At 53.5% G+C, this 17020-nt stretch carries 15 protein-coding genes and 1 tRNA gene; 10 read left to right on the forward strand and 6 right to left on the reverse strand.

Translation table 11 applies throughout. From position 1 onward, the window contains the following. Positions 1-66 precede the first annotated feature (66 nt). The 10 genes from VD17_RS00485 (at position 67) to VD17_RS00530 (ending at position 12573) form a co-directional block, all read left to right on the forward strand. Positions 67-762, forward strand: a complete 696-nt coding sequence (locus VD17_RS00485) for an ABC transporter permease (RefSeq protein WP_046052201.1) — start codon at positions 67-69, stop codon at positions 760-762. Continuing rightward, a complete protein-coding gene (locus tag VD17_RS00490; protein ID WP_033058324.1) occupies positions 759-1448 on the forward strand; it encodes an ABC transporter permease in 690 nt (229 codons plus the stop codon). Before VD17_RS00485 ends, VD17_RS00490 begins: the two co-directional genes overlap by 4 nt. Then, a complete protein-coding gene (locus tag VD17_RS00495; protein WP_046052202.1) occupies positions 1429-2658 on the forward strand; it encodes a methyltransferase in 1230 nt (409 codons plus the stop codon). The genes VD17_RS00490 and VD17_RS00495 overlap by 20 nt, the downstream gene beginning before the upstream one ends. Before the next feature lie 298 nt (positions 2659-2956). Beyond that, the gene (locus VD17_RS00500) at positions 2957-4198 is read left to right on the forward strand and encodes a nucleoside deaminase (protein ID WP_046052203.1); all 1242 of its coding nucleotides are present in this window, start codon (positions 2957-2959) and stop codon (positions 4196-4198) included. A gap of 130 nt (positions 4199-4328) precedes the next feature. Further along, positions 4329-4404, forward strand: a tRNA-Thr gene (locus VD17_RS00505). 171 nt (positions 4405-4575) lie between these two features. Next, complete coding sequence (locus tag VD17_RS00510; protein ID WP_046052204.1) at positions 4576-5898, forward strand: tyrosine-type recombinase/integrase; 1323 nt, start codon at positions 4576-4578, stop codon at positions 5896-5898. 1171 nt (positions 5899-7069) lie between these two features. Then, on the forward strand, positions 7070-8605 hold the full coding sequence (locus tag VD17_RS00515) for a class I SAM-dependent DNA methyltransferase (protein WP_046052205.1): 1536 nt from the start codon (positions 7070-7072) through the stop codon (positions 8603-8605). Further along, positions 8598-10166 (forward strand): restriction endonuclease subunit S, encoded by a 1569-nt coding sequence (locus tag VD17_RS00520; protein WP_052962673.1) that lies wholly within the window; start codon positions 8598-8600, stop codon positions 10164-10166. Before VD17_RS00515 ends, VD17_RS00520 begins: the two co-directional genes overlap by 8 nt. 14 nt (positions 10167-10180) lie before the next feature. Then, the gene (locus tag VD17_RS00525; RefSeq protein WP_046052206.1) at positions 10181-11764 is read left to right on the forward strand and encodes an AAA family ATPase; all 1584 of its coding nucleotides are present in this window, start codon (positions 10181-10183) and stop codon (positions 11762-11764) included. Further along, positions 11764-12573, forward strand: coding sequence for a retron system putative HNH endonuclease (locus VD17_RS00530; protein ID WP_046052207.1), 810 nt, complete (start codon positions 11764-11766; stop codon positions 12571-12573). Before VD17_RS00525 ends, VD17_RS00530 begins: the two co-directional genes overlap by 1 nt. 278 nt (positions 12574-12851) lie before the next feature. On the opposite strand, the gene VD17_RS00535 is transcribed toward VD17_RS00530, so the two are convergent. The 6 genes from VD17_RS00535 to VD17_RS00560 all read right to left on the reverse strand — a co-directional run bounded on the left by VD17_RS00535 (position 12852) and on the right by VD17_RS00560 (position 16834). Then, positions 12852-13694 (reverse strand): oxidoreductase, encoded by an 843-nt coding sequence (locus tag VD17_RS00535; protein ID WP_046052208.1) that lies wholly within the window; start codon positions 13692-13694, stop codon positions 12852-12854. 65 nt (positions 13695-13759) lie between these two features. Further along, complete coding sequence (locus VD17_RS00540; RefSeq protein WP_046052209.1) at positions 13760-14470, reverse strand: SDR family NAD(P)-dependent oxidoreductase; 711 nt, start codon at positions 14468-14470, stop codon at positions 13760-13762. A gap of 43 nt (positions 14471-14513) precedes the next feature. Next, complete coding sequence (locus VD17_RS00545) at positions 14514-15170, reverse strand: DsbA family oxidoreductase (RefSeq protein ID WP_046052210.1); 657 nt, start codon at positions 15168-15170, stop codon at positions 14514-14516. Beyond that, positions 15167-15388, reverse strand: a complete 222-nt coding sequence (locus tag VD17_RS00550; RefSeq protein ID WP_033058337.1) for a tautomerase family protein — start codon at positions 15386-15388, stop codon at positions 15167-15169. The genes VD17_RS00545 and VD17_RS00550 overlap by 4 nt, the downstream gene beginning before the upstream one ends. A 358-nt stretch (positions 15389-15746) precedes the next feature. Next, on the reverse strand, positions 15747-16424 hold the full coding sequence (locus VD17_RS00555) for an RES family NAD+ phosphorylase (RefSeq protein WP_046052211.1): 678 nt from the start codon (positions 16422-16424) through the stop codon (positions 15747-15749). Continuing rightward, positions 16424-16834, reverse strand: a complete 411-nt coding sequence (locus VD17_RS00560) for an MbcA/ParS/Xre antitoxin family protein (protein WP_046052212.1) — start codon at positions 16832-16834, stop codon at positions 16424-16426. The genes VD17_RS00555 and VD17_RS00560 overlap by 1 nt, the downstream gene beginning before the upstream one ends. Positions 16835-17020: the final 186 nt, after the last annotated feature.

A 17020-nucleotide genomic window follows, 5' to 3' on the forward strand; every position in this document is an offset into this window, starting at 1 on the left:
GGGCCGGCGCCGTTATCTGACGGCGCCAGTCCCTGGCATTGCCTGCCGCGATTTGAAAAGAAATCCATGACTATCGATCTCTACGGATTCGGCCCGGCGCTCGCCGCTGGCGCGCTGATGACTGTGAAACTGGCACTCTCGGCCTTGTGCCTGGGCCTGGTGCTCGGTCTGCTCGGCGCCTTGGCCAAGACTTCCCCGTACAAGCCGTTGCAATGGCTTGGCGGCACTTATTCGACACTGGTACGCGGCATCCCGGAATTGCTCTGGGTGCTGTTGATCTACTTCGGCACGGTCAACCTGATGCGTGCCTTGGGCGAGTTCTTCGGCAACCCCGACCTCGAACTCAATGCTTTCGCCGCCGGCGTGATTGCGCTGGGGCTGTGCTTCGGTGCCTACGCCACGGAAGTGTTTCGTGGTGCAATTTTGGCGATCCCCAAAGGTCACCGCGAAGCGGGTGTGGCGTTGGGCCTGTCGAAATTCCGTATCTTCACCAAACTGATCATGCCGCAGATGTGGCGCATCGCCCTGCCCGGTCTGGGTAACTTGTTCATGATCCTGATGAAAGACACCGCACTGGTATCGGTCATCGGCCTGGAAGAAATCATGCGTCACGCGCAAATCGGCGTGACCGTGTCCAAGCAACCGTTCACCTTTTATATGGCGGCCGCGTTCATGTACCTGGGCCTGACCGTACTCGCCATGAGCGGCATGCACTTGATGGAAAAACGCGCCGCTCGCGGCTTCGCGAGGAGCACCCAATGAACTGGGAAGTCATCATCAAGTGGCTGCCGAAACTGGCCCAAGGCGCAACGCTGACCCTGGAACTGGTGGCCATCGCCGTGATCGCCGGCTTACTGCTGGCGATTCCACTGGGCATCGCGCGCTCGTCGCGCCTGTGGTGGGTGCGGGCATTTCCCTACGGCTACATCTTCTTTTTCCGTGGCACACCGCTGCTGGTTCAGCTGTTCCTGGTCTACTACGGCCTGGCGCAGTTCGATGCGATCCGTAACAGCTCGATGTGGCCGTACCTGCGCGATCCGTTCTGGTGTGCCACAGCGACCATGACGTTGCACACCGCGGCCTACATCGCCGAAATCCTGCGCGGCGCGATCCAGGCGATTCCACCGGGCGAGATCGAAGCGGCGCGCGCCTTGGGCATGTCCCGGGCCAAAGCGCTGGTCTACATCATCCTGCCCCGAGCGGCGCGTATCGGTCTGCCGGCTTACAGCAACGAAGTCATCCTGATGCTCAAGGCCAGCGCCCTGGCCAGCACCGTGACCCTGCTGGAACTGACTGGCATGGCCCGCACCATCATTGCCCGGACCTACCTGCCGGTGGAGATCTTCTTCGCGGCGGGCATGTTCTATCTCCTGATGGCTTACGTGCTGGTTCGCGGCTTCAAGCTGCTGGAGCGCTGGCTGCGCGTCGATGCCTGCCAGGGGCGTTGATTCCCGCGTGCTGACGGGCGAGGCCTTACTCGCCCGTTTCGCTGCGCTGGATGCTTTTCTGATCGAGCACCAAGCACTGTGGAAGCCTCGGCCGTTTACTCATCTGCAGCTTCCCTGGGAAGCGTCCTACCCCGAGTTGGCGACCTGGCTACGAGGGCGATCGCTGGAGGACGCGGAACACGCTCATAACAACCCAGCTCTTTTGAACGCACCGGAGCCATTTGCCTCATTGGCGGCGATGTCCCTTGAGTTGAGCGCGGTGGATGAGTTGCCAGCGCATACGCTTGAAACGGCGGGTCATCGACTGAATGTTGATGTGCCGGGGCGCAAGTGGCAGCAGATCGAAGCCTTCGCCAGTCGCTTGCAGTTTGCTGACGCGCCGAGCCATTGGCTGGACTGGTGCTCGGGCAAAGGCCACTTGGGTCGACGCCTGCTGCAAACCGGGCAACAACTGACCTGCCTGGAATACGACCCGGCGTTGGTCGCCAGTGGTCAGGCACTCAGCCAGCGTCATCAATTGCACGCACTGCATGTCGAGCAAGATGTACTCGCTGCCGATACTGCCTTTTTCCTGAATGCTGACCACACGCCGGTAGCGCTGCATGCCTGCGGTGATCTGCATGTGCGGCTGATCCAGCTCGCCAGTGCGTCTGGCTGCAAACAATTGGCCATCGCGCCTTGCTGCTATAACCGGATCAGTCTGAGCGTGTATCAGCCGCTTTCCTCGTCGGCCAGGCGCTCCGACCTACCGTTGTCCCTCGATGATCTTTCGCTACCGATGAGCGAAACCGTCACCGCGGGCGCTCGCGTCCGACGTCAGCGTGACACCTCCATGGCCCGACGCCTGGCCTTCGACCTGCTGCAGCGGCAACTGCGCGGCATTGACGAATACCTGCCCACCCCTTCCCTCCCCAGTGCCTGGCTGGATAAATCCTTCGCTGATTACTGCCATCATTTGGCCGCGCTTAAAGAGTTATCCACAATCGGCCCGCAGGATTGGTCAGCACTTGAAGCCGCTGGTTGGCAGCGATTGGCCGAAGTACGCAATCTGGAACTGCTGCGCGGACTTTTCCGACGCCCGTTGGAACTGTGGCTGGTACTCGATCGAGCCCTTTTCCTATTCGAGCAAGGGTTTGCGGTTCGCCTCGGTACCTTCTGCGAAACCCCACTGACACCGCGTAATTTCCTGATCCTGGCTGAGCGCCCTTAAAGCACCTCAGCCTGTGGATAACTCTGGGGATGAAATTATCGTGGATCCAATATATACGGCTGTTTCGGGGCTGAAACACAACTGTTCAATTTTCGTACACCTGTAAAAAAATCGGAAAAACAGGCATTTGCGATCAAATGAGAACGGCTCCACAAATTTGCCTCTAAGCAGGTGCGGTAGAGATCCCGTTGTGCATAAGCGTTCAGCCAAAACAACATAAACGACCTGCGAAACCTCGACTATCTTTGCCAAACGCCAGAATTGCCTGGCGCTCAAACAGCAAGGAGCTGGGAAAAACATGAGCACATTGAACAGTGCACAGGAAGCCGTCGATACCGTCGCCAACCAAGCCATTGATGCTGCGCTGCAGCAAACCTTCGCGGTGGGTGGCGCCATCATCAACAACGCAACGGGCGAGGTCATCGCCGCGCTGCACAACAACGTGCTGATGCCTTTCCCCGGCAGTGGCACCACGTACTTTCTACCTCATGATCCGACCGCCCACGGCGAGCGGCAATTGGTGGACTGGTACTACGAAAACGTCGCGCCATTGAACTTGCCACCGCCCAATCAGTTGACCGTTGTCACCACTCTGGACCCCTGCGCCATGTGCGCCGGTTCGCTGCTGACGGCAGGATTTAACGTCGCCGTCAGTGCGATCGATGACTACGCAGGCATCAACTACAACAGTCAGTTCACCTTTCCGTCGCTACCACCGCAGATCCGCCAACAGGCGCAAGACACCTGGGGTTATTACGCGATTGCGGCGCCTGTCAGCCGGGCTTATCAGGGTTCGACCAGTCCGGTGTTCGGCGGCCAGACCATCGACTCGGCGGCTTACTTCCTCACCAGCTCGATCTTCTCCGCCAGCGTCAACACCGTGCGCGAGGCCAGCAACAACAGCGGTCTGCCGCCGGATCAACTGCAAAACCCTGCAAACCTCCCGGCCAACAGCAAAGTCCGCCAGGCACTGACTGCGCTCAGCCCGTTTGCGCTGACCGTGCAATCGGCCAACCCACGCGACCCCGGCGCAGAACTCGCCCCGCCACTGTTACAAACCGCACAGCACAGCCCGGTGTTCAACTCGGTGGCCCTCATCGATCCGTTCGGCAACCTGCTGGTGTGCCTGGGAGGCGTCGAGAACCAGTCGCCGATTCGTACAGCGTTCATGGAAACCACCCGCAACTACGCGGTCATGCGCTGGACCCTGATGAACGACCCCGACCCGGCGGTTCGCGCACAGGCCGAGCAATACCTGACGCATCCGAAATACGGCACCTTCGTCTTCCTCTACGCCCCCGACCCCACCACCCCGCAGGCCGTGATGACCTTCGGCGCGTACGGTTCGACCATGGAAGGCCCCGTGCCCCAGAGCTATCCGTCCAACCTCCAATACGTGCTGCTGCCGGGCAACACCACCGCACAAGCGCTGTCGACACTGGCCCAAAACCTGCCGCCGTTCTACACGCAAAGCGTGCAAGTGGCACCCGCGCAGGTGTTGAGTCAGGACCTGATCAACGCGGTAAAAAACGGCGTGTAATGCTTTAAAGCAATCGCACAGACCGGTCCCGCAGAAGCGTCCGCGGGGCCGGTCTGACGCTTGCGCAAAAATAGTCTGAATTCAGGGGTTTACAGAACCAATCCAATCGCTATAATCGTCGCCCTAACACGCCGGTATAGCTCAGTTGGTAGAGCAACTGACTTGTAATCAGTAGGTCCCGGGTTCGACTCCTGGTGCCGGCACCATACAAGGTTCCATAGAAGGCTTTCAAAATCTCTGGAACCCCCGAAAAACCCGCCTTCTGGCGGGTTTTTTCGTTTTGGGGTTCTGTCGGGTTACGTCAAAATCTGGTGGATTCCAGCCGTTTTAGGGGTAATGTTAGGGGTAAGGTAATTCGATAAAGGGGGAGTACCCTTATGTCGCGCACCACTGCTCCACTCTCCGATTCGGCTTGCCGCTCAGCCAAGCCCACCGACCGCGCCTACAAGCTTTTCGACGGCGACGGCCTCTACCTTCTAGTCCAACCCAATGGCCGTAAAGGCTGGCGTCTCAGGTATGTCAAACCTGATGGACGCGAAGGACTGACCTCGTTCGGCAGCTATCCCGTGGTCGGCCTCGCCGATGCGCGCAACAAGCGCCTGGAGGTCAAGCGGATGCTGGCGAAAGGCATCGACCCCATAGAGACCAAACACCAAACCAAGACGCAGGCCGCAATCAAAGGCCGAACCTTTGAAAGCGCCGCACTGGACTGGCACAAAGCGATGTCTGCCAAATGGGCTCCGGGCCATGCCAAGACCGTCCTGAGCCGTCTCAAAACCCATGTCTTCCCGCTGATCGGCGCTCGCTCTATTGTCGATCTGGACACCCATGACCTGATGCAACCTCTGGAAGCGATCCAGAAACGCGGCACGATTGACGTCGCTTTAAGGGTACAAAACTACCTGCAAAGCATCATGCGCGAGGCGAAACGTGCTCGACAGATCGCGGCAAACCCTGCCTCCGACCTTGAAGGTTTGATCAAAGCTCCTAGGGTGATTCACCGCCCTGCTTTATCCTTATCGCGTCTGCCTGAATTGCAGGAGCGTATCGACACCTACAGAGGCCGCGCACTTACCCGGCTGACGGTCATGCTCTCGCTGCATGTGTTCGTCCGCTCCAGCGAACTGCGCTTCGCCCGCTGGAGCGAGTTCGACCTCAAGCGCGGCACCTGGGAGATACCGGACACTCGACCCGCGTTGGACGGAGTACCCTTTTCAACAAGGGGTACGAAGATGGCCGGCGACATCCACCTTGTACCCTTATCGCCGCAAGCCGTGACCCTGCTTGAACAGATCCACGTCCTCACCGGCAAATTCGACTTGGTGTTTGCAGGCGATGCCAAGCCCTGGAAGCCCATGTCTGAAAACACGGTGAACAGCGCACTCAGAAAGATGGGCTACGACACCAAAACTGAAATCTGCGGCCATGGCTTTCGCTCAATGGCCTGTAGTGCGCTGATTGAATCTGGACTGTGGTCCGAGACCGCCATTGAAAGACAGATGAGCCACAAGGAACGCAACAACGTCCGCGCCGCTTACATTCACAAGGCAGAGTTCATCGAGGAGCGTAGGCTGATCATGAACTGGTGGAGCCGGTATCTGGAGGCCAACCGGCAGGAGCACGTCACTCCACATGAATTCGCGAACCAGACCGGAGCGAACGTTACTCGCCTAAAAGCAAAACGTGGCGCAACCGAGTAAGCGCTCGGTCTTCATATCTCAGTGATCCGCTTGTCCACGCGGGTCCATCCAAACAGGGCTGCAAAGCCGCCCTGCTTGGATGGACCTCACTAAAAAAATATAAAGCCCACGCAACTGTCTGTGGAAAACCACTGATTTCCACCGGTGGATAATTTCATCCACAGCCGCAGAACTCCCGAAAATTCGAGCCTTGACCCAAATTATCCACAGGCGTAGAAAAGATCAGGCAAAGCGCTGTCGTTGACAGCAACCCAGGTAGCCAGAACCTTTAAGGCTACGCCACACCGTGGTGGTTCTCCCAAAGTGCGATTAGCGTCCGGCAGCTCGCACGGTCACAGCGATGTGATGGATGCCTACTTCTACCAGAGTGCCACTGCGGCAACTCATCCCCCTTCATAGCTACCCTGCAGCAACCTATCCGCTTGGCCATTTCATTGCGCCAACCTGCGCCCGTCTCTTTCTTCCGGAAAGAGACGGGCGCTTCTACCACTGCTGCAGCCCAACTCGTACAAGGCTTTGCGGCATTCCCCCTCGTGACAATCGGCGTGACAAACACCGAAGTCACCGGCAACAGCAATGCAGATGATGGTGCCGCAGCCCAAGGAATGGGTTGCACCTGACTGACAGTCAGGCATGCCCCGGTCATCTCATCACTGCCTTCACCCGACTCAGGATCTCGCGGCGCTGATCTCGTCAGCCAGTGCAGCCTCCACCCGCCCACTTCTTCGGAAGTGCTCAGGAGGTCAGATCATGAGATGCCCAAGCTCCCGGTCGTAAAGAGCCGCCAGTCCCGCGTTAGTGGACAACCCTCACAGGTCGCAGGGACCTTGATCCCTGATAACACTCAACATTCTTGGCGGGATGACGTGGGGGAAAAACGGATCTCTGGATGTCTTAGCTGTTTTTAGATGATGCCTTGGACCGGCTGTATTTCGGAGTAACCCGACAAAGATCTACCGTGATTTTCAGAGCTACTGAGGGAATCTTCACGCCCAAGCACAAGCGTTCCCGCTATACTTCTGCTTAGCCTACGACCGGCAGAATACGAGCGTTCACCTCCGAAAAAGCTTCGATAGCTGAAGCCGCTACCCCATAAAGGTCCCGTTTCAGCTTTGGTTCCACGATCACCCGGCCTGGCTAACCCTTGCCCGCCACCATCAGCGATTACCCCATGACTAACAGCGACATCGTCCAAAAACTCTGGAATCTTTGCGACGTTCTCCGGGACGACGGCATCAACTACAGTGACTACGTCACCGAGCTAGTCCTGCTGCTGTTCGTCAAAATGGAGTATGAACAAGTTCAGAATAACGACGATTTCGCTCATAAACTACCAGAAGGAATGCGTTGGCCTGATCTTGCCAGTAAATCGGGCCCCTCCTTACTCACCCACTACCAGAAAATGCTAAAAACGTTAAGTGTCCATCCTGACAAATCGATAGCAGCCATTTACTCAGACGCACAGACACGCCTAAAGGAACATCACCACCTAGAACAGCTAATAAAAGGACTAGATCGACTCGATTGGTTCAGTGCTCGAGCCGATGGGCTTGGAGATCTTTACGAAGGGCTTCTAGAAAAAAACGCAAATGAAACTAAGTCTGGCGCCGGCCAATACTTCACTCCTCGCCCACTAATCGATAGTATCATTCGCTGCATTAAACCTAAGCTTGGAGAAACCATCCAAGATCCAGCAGCCGGTACCGCTGGCTTCTTGATTGCAGCGGACACATTCATAAAAAGCACGACAAATAATTTTCAGAATTTAGATGCGGAAGATATAAACTTTCAGCGCAACCATGCATATATTGGTATTGAGCTTGTACCAGGCACACGTCGCTTAGCATTAATGAATACCTTGCTTCATGGGATCGATGGCACAGTACACCTAGGTAATGCCTTGGGTGCCGAGGGAGAACGGCAATCAAAAGTTGACATAATTCTTTCAAACCCACCTTTTGGAACTGCGAAAGGTGGTGGTGGAACCACTCGCGGGGACATCCAGTACAAGACAAGCAATAAACAGTTGGCTTTTCTCCAACACATATATCAAGGGCTTAAACCTGGCGGACGTGCAGCGATTATAGTACCGGACAATGTTCTATTTGAGTCTGGTGTTGGTGTCGACGTGCGGCGAGACCTAATGGAAAAATGCAACTTGCATACCATACTTAGGTTGCCAACGGGCATATTTTATGCCCAAGGAGTGAAAACAAACGTCCTATTTTTACAAAAGGGTAGTACAACCAACCCTCTTCAAACGATAGGATGTACTGAGAACACTTGGGTTTACGATATGCGAACCAATATGCCAAGTTTCGGAAAGCGAACACAGCTTGGGATCCAGCACCTGCTTCCATTTGAACGGGCTTATGGTTTAGATCCAAATGGGAACAGCATTCGCAGCGAGTGTCTAGATGACAATGACGGTTCTAGTCGATTCCGCAGTTTTACACGCGAGCAGATCCGTGAGCGAAATGATTCTCTGGATATCATTTGGCTGAAAGACGCAGGTTGGGCTGATAGTAATCTGCTGTCATCACCCGAAATCTTGGCCGGCGAAGTTATGGGCGAATTGACACAAGCCTTACTAGAGATTGAGGCTCTGATGAAATCCTTAGGGGCCACAGAAGAAATATTTTTACAAAAACAATTGCTGGCCGAACTGATGGAATTATCTATGCCTATGGACACTGGTGATGAGTGAATTACCCTACGGCTGGCATCCGGTAAGGCTAGGTGATGTTCTGACACTTGTGAACGGAAGAGCATACAAAAAGCAGGAGATGCTAAATAACGGCACTCCTATACTCCGTATACAAAATTTGAACAATGGTCAAAATTGGTTTTACTCAGATCTGGAGTTGCCAGTCGAAAAATATGCCACAGATGGTGACCTTCTGTACTCTTGGTCCGCGACATTTGGTCCATATTGGTGTACCTGGGAAAAAGTAATTTTCCATTACCACATCTGGAAAGTTGTTCCAACGGAGCTTATCAATAAACGGTTCGCATACTATGAATTGCTCCGAATCACTGAAGATATAAGAAACGCGGCTCATGGGGTCGCCATGCCCCATATGACGAAGGAAAGAATGGAAAACTGGGAGATAATACTCCCTCCTATCTCTGAGCAGATCCGCATAGCAGATTTACTCGACGACCTATTGAGTAAAATTCATTCTCTGACTGACCGATTAAACAATTTGCCGATATTACTAAAAAAATTTCGACAGTCTGTTTTAACAGCCGCAGCATCGGGCCAATTATCCGATAACTGGGGGGATCGCTCAAAAAAAGAATGGTCATATGAGCGCGCGGGCGATGTATGTGAAAAGGTACAAAGTGGCGGGACGCCCAAAGAGGGCTTTGCCGAGTCGGGGATCCCTTTCCTTAAAGTCTACAACATAGTTAATCAAAAAGTAGATTTCCAATATCGCCCACAATATATAAGCGAACAAATTCACACGGGCCCATCCGCTAAATCAATTGCGAAGCCTGGCGATGTGCTAATGAATATAGTGGGGCCACCACTTGGGAAAATTGCAACAATCCCCGACTTCGCCCCCGAATGGAATATAAACCAAGCCATAACACTTTTTCGGCCTAACTCGAGAATCATAGGGGATTGGATTTCTATTGTTCTTGAAGGCGGTGATAGCCTACAGAGCATACTTAGTGAAACGAAAGGCTCTGCAGGACAGGTGAATATTTCCCTATCTCAATGCCGAAATTTTATGTTCCCGATCCCACCAATCTACGAGCAAACTGAAATCGCCCAACGCGTTGACAAGCTTCTTAAGTTTGCAGAGCGCCTTCTGAAAAAATCAGAACAGGCAAAAAATCTGTTAGCGAAGACATATAACAGTTTGCTGATACAAGCGGCGAACGGCGAACTTACCGCAAAATGGCGTAGCACTACAACCTTGACTCCATGGGATGCAAGTACATTTAGGGACCAAGTAACGGCTGCTAAACTTAAAGGTAAGCCAAGGACCCGACAAGCCGATAAAAATGAAAGCCACCCCAAACAGAAGGTTCGGCCCCAGATGAGCAGATCAACTTCGGGTATAATTAAAGCACTTGAGTCCTCGGAAACTCCGCTTTCAGGACAAGAGCTTATGAAAGCGGCTGGTTATCCGAATGACAGCACTACAGAGCTATTGGAGTCGTTTTTCCTCGAGTTGCGAGAGGCGCTACGAGATAAAAAAATCCAAAAACTTCCCCGCGACAACGACAAACAAGACTGGTTTTCACTAGTTAATTAATACAGGGACGTTTGATGAAAGTAGATAAGCTACATATTCGGTCGCAATTCAAGAACCTCGAAAATGTCGTTGTCGATTTTGACGAGCACAACCTCATGACTGTGATTGTTGGCCGTAACGGATCTGGCAAGTCTAACGTATTGGAAGCTTTAGTAGCGATTTTTCGAAATCTCGACTTAGGCGAAGAAGCGCCCTTTTCTTACCACTTGACTTACCGGCTTGGCCAAAAAGAATCCTCACGTTGGCAAGAAATCCAAATTGACGCGGATCCGTCACGTGGCAGCCTGGCAAAACAGTACACAAGTAGATATAGAAATCTGATTAAAAACGATGAAACCGAGTCGTCAACAGATGACACGGTGTGGACCTCTATACCATTTTCAAAGTTGAAGAGGAACAAGGACAGCCTTGCCCCCTTTCTCCCAAAGTATGTGTTTGCTTACTATTCCGGGCCTAGCGATAGGCTAGAACGGTACTTCAGGAAGCACCGAACAGATTTCTATAGAAAACTACTCAAGGACGAACTAAATTTAAAAGGGGATATTAGGCCTTTATTTTACGCCAAACCGCATCATAGCCAGTTTGTCCTGCTGGCGTTTTTCCTATCCGAACAAGATAGTGTTGAAAAATCTTTTTTACGCGAGCATTTGGGAATTGAGGGTTTAGATAGTATACACTTTGTAATGCGGCAACCTGAATGGGCAAAGCAAAAAGGTGAGCTTTTTTGGGGGGCTAGGGGTGTAGTCAGAAGATTCCTTGACGATCTAATAAAATTTACCATCGCACCGGTAAAAGTCACTCGACAAGAAGACACATCCCTCACCGGTAGCAATATAAAGAATGAGTTTCTCCACTTGTTCTTACCTGATTTGAAAGCATTACGTGATTTCGCCAAAGATTTGTCGCCTGGCGAGCTTTTCAAGATGCTAGAAAGCACTCTGCTTTCTGAGATCATTTCCGGAGTAAGCATACGTGTCAAAGTATCTAGAAGTGACACACCGCTTACTTTTAGCGAGCTTAGCGAAGGCGAGCAACAACTATTAACGGTGTTAGGTTTACTGAAATTCACAGGAGGTGAAGATTCGCTTTTTTTACTTGACGAACCAGACACTCACCTCAATCCATCTTGGGCGGTCAAATACCTTAGTTTCCTCCGAAACTTTGTTCCTAACCATGAGACAAGCCATCTTCTTATGGTAACCCATCATCCACTAGCAATTGCCGAACTTGAAAAGAATCAGGTCCAAGTAATGAAGTCGGATGATAGTGGAAAAGTGCATGCTCAAGAGCCAGAGGAAAGTCCACGAGGCATGGGTATAAACCTTATCCTTCGTAGCGACATGTTCGGCCTCAGCACTACATTAGATGACATTACTCAAAACAAGCTTGACTCACGAAATCGCCTTGCTAGTAAGGATGAACTCTCGGAGGAACGAATTCAGCGAGAGCCAGAACAGCCTGCCGAAACAGAGCTGGAGTATTTGGCGCGTTTGAATAAGGAACTTTCAAATCTTGGATTCAACTTATCTTCAGATGACCCAGATTTTATGGATTTTCTAAAGAAAAAATATCATGGTGTTTCTAGCGAGGCAAGCTGATGCGCTGGATTTGTAAAGACGATGTCGAAGAATGCTTAAGCCAGGCGTGGCGTGATGCGGCAAACCTTGCTCAACAGACTTTACTTACTGAGCAGGACCCCATCAAGCGAAAAGCGATTCTAAAAAAATCTGCCTCATCTGATATCTGGCGATCTTTCTACGAGTTGCTTCCTGAAAATCTCAAAAAAAAATGCTGGTACTGCGAGGTTGATGATATTCGGGCGGACATGCCTGTGGACCACTTTCGTCCAAAAAATAAAGTTGAAGACGAGAAGGAACACTCAGGATATTGGTGGCTAGCGTACAATTGGGATAATTATCGGTGCGCATGCACTTTTTGCAATAGCAGGCGTGTATTTGATGAGACCGAAGGTGGAAAAGCCTGCAAATTCCCCCTGTCCAATCCGCAAAGCCGCGCATTTACGCCAAATGATATCCAGCTTTTAACAAATGAAATTCCTGACCTTTTAGACCCGTTCAATCCAGATGATGAGAAGCTTCTCTGGTTTGATCGAGATGGAAAGCCAGAGCCTAAACCCGGAGCAACTGAAGAGGAGTGTCGCAAAGTGAAAAACTCTATTGATATTTTTCACTTACACGAAACACGAATTGTCAGATCCAGAAATAAGATAAGGCTTGAAGTTGAAAACTTCGTGACTAAAATTCGGCAAGGTCAAGACGTGCATCAAGCTAAGATAGCACTACGTAAAATGGTCCGGAACACCGAGAGGCTATCCCGAGCTGCAATCGTGTATTTACGACCACATCGTGATCTTCCGGAAGTAATGGAAATATTACAACTCGATTAACCTATTTACTTTCGGCTTTAAACTTATATAGACCAAACTTAAATGCGTCGCCCCTTAAAGGTTTTTTCATTCGGGGGTGTTTGCACTTATTCCTGTTTTACTTAAAAGGATATTTTTTGGGATAGTACTTCTTCACTTCGAATAAAACCTGATGAAATACAACCAGTTAGGACTTTTTTCGACTCCTGGTGCCGCACCATACAAAACAAAGCCCTCGTAGAAATACGAGGGCTTTGTTGTTTCCGGGGTTTGAGTTTCTGTGTCCCCTAGGGTTTCGATCAGTCGAACTCCGTCGATTCCGAAAGGTGCTCCCAAGCGTCGATTTCCGCCTGAAGGTGCGCAATCTTTTCGCGCACCAACCTCACTGCATCTTTACCCAGTAACAGATGAACCGGCGGTTTTTCCGCAGCCACCAGCGTCAACAACGCCTGCGCCGCTTTGTGCGGATCGCCGGCCTGCTTGCCACTTTTGTCTTCACGCGCCTTGCGGACCGGATCGAACACCGCGTCGTACTCACTCAATGTGCGACCCGAACGGATCATCGAGCGACCTGCCCACTCGGTACGAAACGAGCCCGGCGCCATGGCGGTCACGTGGATGCCCAGACTTTCCACTTCTTTAGCCAGCGCTTCACTCACGCCTTCGAGGGCGAATTTGCTGCCGCTGTAATAGGCGATGCCCGGCAAGGTGATGAAGCCGGCCATGGAGGTGATGTTGACGATGTGCCCGCTGCGCCGCATACGCATACCGGGCAGAACCGCCTTGATCATTGCCACCGCGCCAAACACATTAACGTCGAACTGGTGCTGCAGCTCAGTCAGCGGCGACTCTTCTAGAATGCCCTCATGACCATAACCGGCGTTGTTCACCAACACGTCGATCTGGCCCACCTCGCGCAAAATATCGGCGACCCGCGGCTCGATCGCCGGAAAATCGGTGACATCGAGTACGAACGCTTTGGCGCGATGAGCATCTAGAGCTTCGAACGCAGCACGCTCGGATTTGCGCCGCACCGTCCCCACCACCGTGTGCCCCGCCGCCAGCGCTGCTTGCGAAAAAGCCAGGCCGAGGCCTGAACTGACCCCGGTGATCAGGAAAACCTTGTAGACATGGATGGTCATGGTGCGTTCTCCAAAAAAACGCCGTCGATATTGATCGACGGCGCTGTGGACAAGTCACTCAGGTCTTAGTGACCGGCGCTCTGACCACCATCGACGTGCAGGATTTCGCCGGTGACAAAGTTGGCGTTGTCCAGATACACAACCGCCTGAGCGATGTCGCTGATCTCACCCATGTGGCCGACCGGGTGCAGATTGCCCAGCGCTTCATGGGTTTCTTCGCCGTGCATCGGGGTCTTGATGATGCCTGGGGAAACGGCGTTCACCCGGATCCCGCGCTTGGCGTATTCAATCGCCAGGGACTTGGTCGCAGCGTTCAAACCACCTTTGGTCAGCGAAGCCAGTACCGACGGCACACCGTCAATCGCGTGGTCTGTCAGGCTGGTGGTGATGTTGACGACGTGGCCTTTGCCTTGTTTTTCCATCTCGTTGATTGCGAGTTGGGTGATGTAGAAGAAGCCGTTCAGGTTCACCGACAGCACGTTGGCGTAGTCTTGCGCGGTGTACGCGGTGAACGGCTTGGCGACGAAGATCCCGGCGTTGTTGACCAGGGTGTCGATGCGGCCAAATCGTTCGATGGCTTCACGGATGACTTGCTGGGCGACTTCCGGGTTGCCGATGTCGCCCGCCACGGTGAGGATGTCCGGGTCGGTGGACGGTTTGATCGAACGCGAAGTGGCGACAACCTTGTAATCCAGATCACGGAAAGCCTTGACCATGCCGGCGCCGAGACCTTGGGAGGCGCCAGTAATAACGATGACTTTTTTCGAATTGCTCATGATGAACCTCAACTAATAAATGATGGTTTGAAAAAGTAAGTAATCAGGCTTCGGCGGGGGCCTTCGCCATTTGTCTCAACATCTGTTCGTAGTACTCGACCGACTGCGAACCGGACACTAGGTGACGACCGTTAAGCACCATGGCCGGAACCGAATTGATGCCGCGCTGGCGGTAAAACTCTTCAAGCTCACGCACTTCTTTGGCAAACGCTCCGGACGCCAACACCTCTTGAGCAGCCTCCGCATCCAGTCCCGCTTCAACAGCCAGACTCACCAGCGTCTCGCGATCGCTCGGGTTCTGGCCGTCAGTGAAGTAAGCGCGCAGCAGGATTTTTTTCAGTGCGACCTGCCGCCCTTCCTGCAACGCCCACATCAACAACCGGTGAGCATCAAACGTGTTGTAGAAGTGGCTGCGTTTCTCCAGATCAAACTTGAAGCCGATGGCCTCACCACGTGCGATCTGCATCGCTTTGCCGGCGGCGACGTCTTCGGCGGTCCGTCCATACTTGCGCATCAAATGCTCGACCGCTTTTTCGCCGACTGCCGGCATGTCCGGGTTCAACTCGAAGGGCTTGTAGGTCAGCTCCACCGAAACCTCACCGGCCACGTTCTCGATCGCCTGCTCCAACGCCGTGGCACCCAACGCGCACCACGGGCACACCACGTCGGAGATGAAATCGATGGAGACGGACGCGGTCACGACTTGTCCTCCGCCTCTGCCAGTTGCCTGCGGTACTGGGTGGTGGTGATCCCGGCGTAGCCCCAGTTATCGGTGTCGACTTCTTCGATCACGATGTGGGTCAGGTGCGGATCCTTCTTCAGGACGCGTTCCAGGGTTTCAGTGATTTCGGCGATCACCTGAGCTTTCTGCTCAGAGGTAACGCCATCGCGGGTGATGCGTACGCTTACGAAAGGCATGAGGAATCTCCAAGTGACCTTCCCTTCGGAATGAATGGGTAGGCGTTGGAGCTCAATGTAGGAAGTTAGCTGGAGGGGATAAAGGTGGGGGCGGGAACATCATTAGTTACGTGATGTAATGAGCGCGGACGGAAGACATTCATCAGTCGAGCAAGAACCTGTGGCGAGGGGATTTAGCGAAACGTCACACCGCCCCGTTAGGCTGCGAAGCGGCCCCAGCGTATTTTCAGACAGACTAAGTTGTCTGGATTACGACTGCTTCACAGCCGAACGGGGATAAATCCCCTCGCCACAAATGTGGACGCCCGCGCTTGAGTGAACAGTGTTACGAATCAATCGGGGCTTTTTGCATTCCGGCTCACACCTCGCTGACTTCAAACACAAACGAAATCTTCCGACTGCTCGCACTCCACACATATCGAATGTGCTTGCCTTGCTTCGGAATAGTCACGGCCGGCGGACGAAACGCTGCGACACATTCATGCCCAGACAGCCGAACGCTGTTGTAAAGCAGCCCCCACGACAAGGTTTCACGCAGTTGCCGGGCAAAGGCTTGTGACGGCCCGTAAGCGTCAGGATCCGGTTTGTGCAGTTCGGGGTAGTTTTGGCGGATGTCGTGCATCGGTTTGACGACTTTGTTGACGTAGGTGCGCAGGGTCAACTCGATGTCGGGCTCGTTGGTCGCGGCGAGGAAGCGTTCCTGGTGATAGCTCGTTTCGGCGATGGCGGCGGCCTGGCTGCTGGCGGCGTAGTAGACGCCGTAGGTGCCGTCGGTGAAGCGGCTGGTTTTACCGATGTGGGTGAACGCGGCCATGACCGGTGATGAGCCGGGGCCGGAGATTCGGTCTTCGGGCAGCACGCGGGAGAGCACGCCGGCTTCTTGCACCAACCGGTCGTTGGTCAGGGCTTCCAGGGCGTAGGCGGTTTGCAGGTCTTCGGGGTCGAGCACGTCTTCAAACAGGGTGATCGGGGGAAACGCGCTATTGATCATCCGGTAAGCACGGTTCCACTCGGGGAGCGCTACTTCCGGGGCCATCAGCCGCGGATACCATCGAGGTAGCGACGCACATCAGCGATGTCCACCACCCGGCCGGCGAGCATATAGCTCAATGCGGATTGACCATTGAACGGTGCGGCGGTGTTCGGACTGCTGACCCATTTGTAGGCGCGGTCGCGGTTGTTACTGAAGATGATGCTCAGGGCTTTGTGAATACCCATCAGGTAGGAGATGCGCTCCAGGGTGTCATGAGGGAGACGCACATTGGGCGGCAGGTGTTTGTATTTATAGAAGGTGGTGTTGCCGACTTTGCCCAACAGCGTGCGCTGTTCTTCGGCGGTGCAGCCCCAACGCTCCATCAGGTTGAAGAAGAACTTGAGCGCCACACGGCCGGCTTCCGGGGTGTCGAGCTCTTGGGGAGCCGTGCGGACGGGGGATGAAGTGGCCATTGGAAGGACTCCTTCGGGCAAAGGGATATGCCTTCAGAGTAGTACAGATCTGAACATTCTTTCAGTTTTTGTTCGCTTGCGGATTTTCTAAGGCTTAGAGACGATCACGGTTTCCACGGTGAGCGTTGAGCTCTAAATCGCGCCCACAAAAAAGCCCCGAACCAGTCGGGGCTTTTCCTTTCTCAG

This window comes from Pseudomonas fluorescens (genome assembly GCF_000968015.1).
GTDB classification, from domain to species: Bacteria; Pseudomonadota; Gammaproteobacteria; order Pseudomonadales; family Pseudomonadaceae; genus Aquipseudomonas; species Aquipseudomonas fluorescens_W.

Bases quoted from the DNA above. Each gene is read 5' to 3' on its own strand.
- VD17_RS00485 (WP_046052201.1), top strand. From the start codon at position 67: ATGACTATCGATCTCTACGGATTCGGCCCGGCGCTCGCCGCTGGCGCG.
- VD17_RS00490 (WP_033058324.1), top strand. From the start codon at position 759: ATGAACTGGGAAGTCATCATCAAGTGGCTGCCGAAACTGGCCCAAGGC.
- VD17_RS00495 (WP_046052202.1), top strand. From the start codon at position 1,429: ATGCCTGCCAGGGGCGTTGATTCCCGCGTGCTGACGGGCGAGGCCTTA.
- VD17_RS00500 (WP_046052203.1), top strand. From the start codon at position 2,957: ATGAGCACATTGAACAGTGCACAGGAAGCCGTCGATACCGTCGCCAAC.
- VD17_RS00510 (WP_046052204.1), top strand. From the start codon at position 4,576: ATGTCGCGCACCACTGCTCCACTCTCCGATTCGGCTTGCCGCTCAGCC.
- VD17_RS00515 (WP_046052205.1), top strand. From the start codon at position 7,070: ATGACTAACAGCGACATCGTCCAAAAACTCTGGAATCTTTGCGACGTT.
- VD17_RS00520 (WP_052962673.1), top strand. From the start codon at position 8,598: ATGAGTGAATTACCCTACGGCTGGCATCCGGTAAGGCTAGGTGATGTT.
- VD17_RS00525 (WP_046052206.1), top strand. From the start codon at position 10,181: ATGAAAGTAGATAAGCTACATATTCGGTCGCAATTCAAGAACCTCGAA.
- VD17_RS00530 (WP_046052207.1), top strand. From the start codon at position 11,764: ATGCGCTGGATTTGTAAAGACGATGTCGAAGAATGCTTAAGCCAGGCG.
- VD17_RS00535 (WP_046052208.1), bottom strand. From the start codon at position 13,694: ATGACCATCCATGTCTACAAGGTTTTCCTGATCACCGGGGTCAGTTCA.
- VD17_RS00540 (WP_046052209.1), bottom strand. From the start codon at position 14,470: ATGAGCAATTCGAAAAAAGTCATCGTTATTACTGGCGCCTCCCAAGGT.
- VD17_RS00550 (WP_033058337.1), bottom strand. From the start codon at position 15,388: ATGCCTTTCGTAAGCGTACGCATCACCCGCGATGGCGTTACCTCTGAG.
- VD17_RS00555 (WP_046052211.1), bottom strand. From the start codon at position 16,424: ATGGCCCCGGAAGTAGCGCTCCCCGAGTGGAACCGTGCTTACCGGATG.
- VD17_RS00560 (WP_046052212.1), bottom strand. From the start codon at position 16,834: ATGGCCACTTCATCCCCCGTCCGCACGGCTCCCCAAGAGCTCGACACC.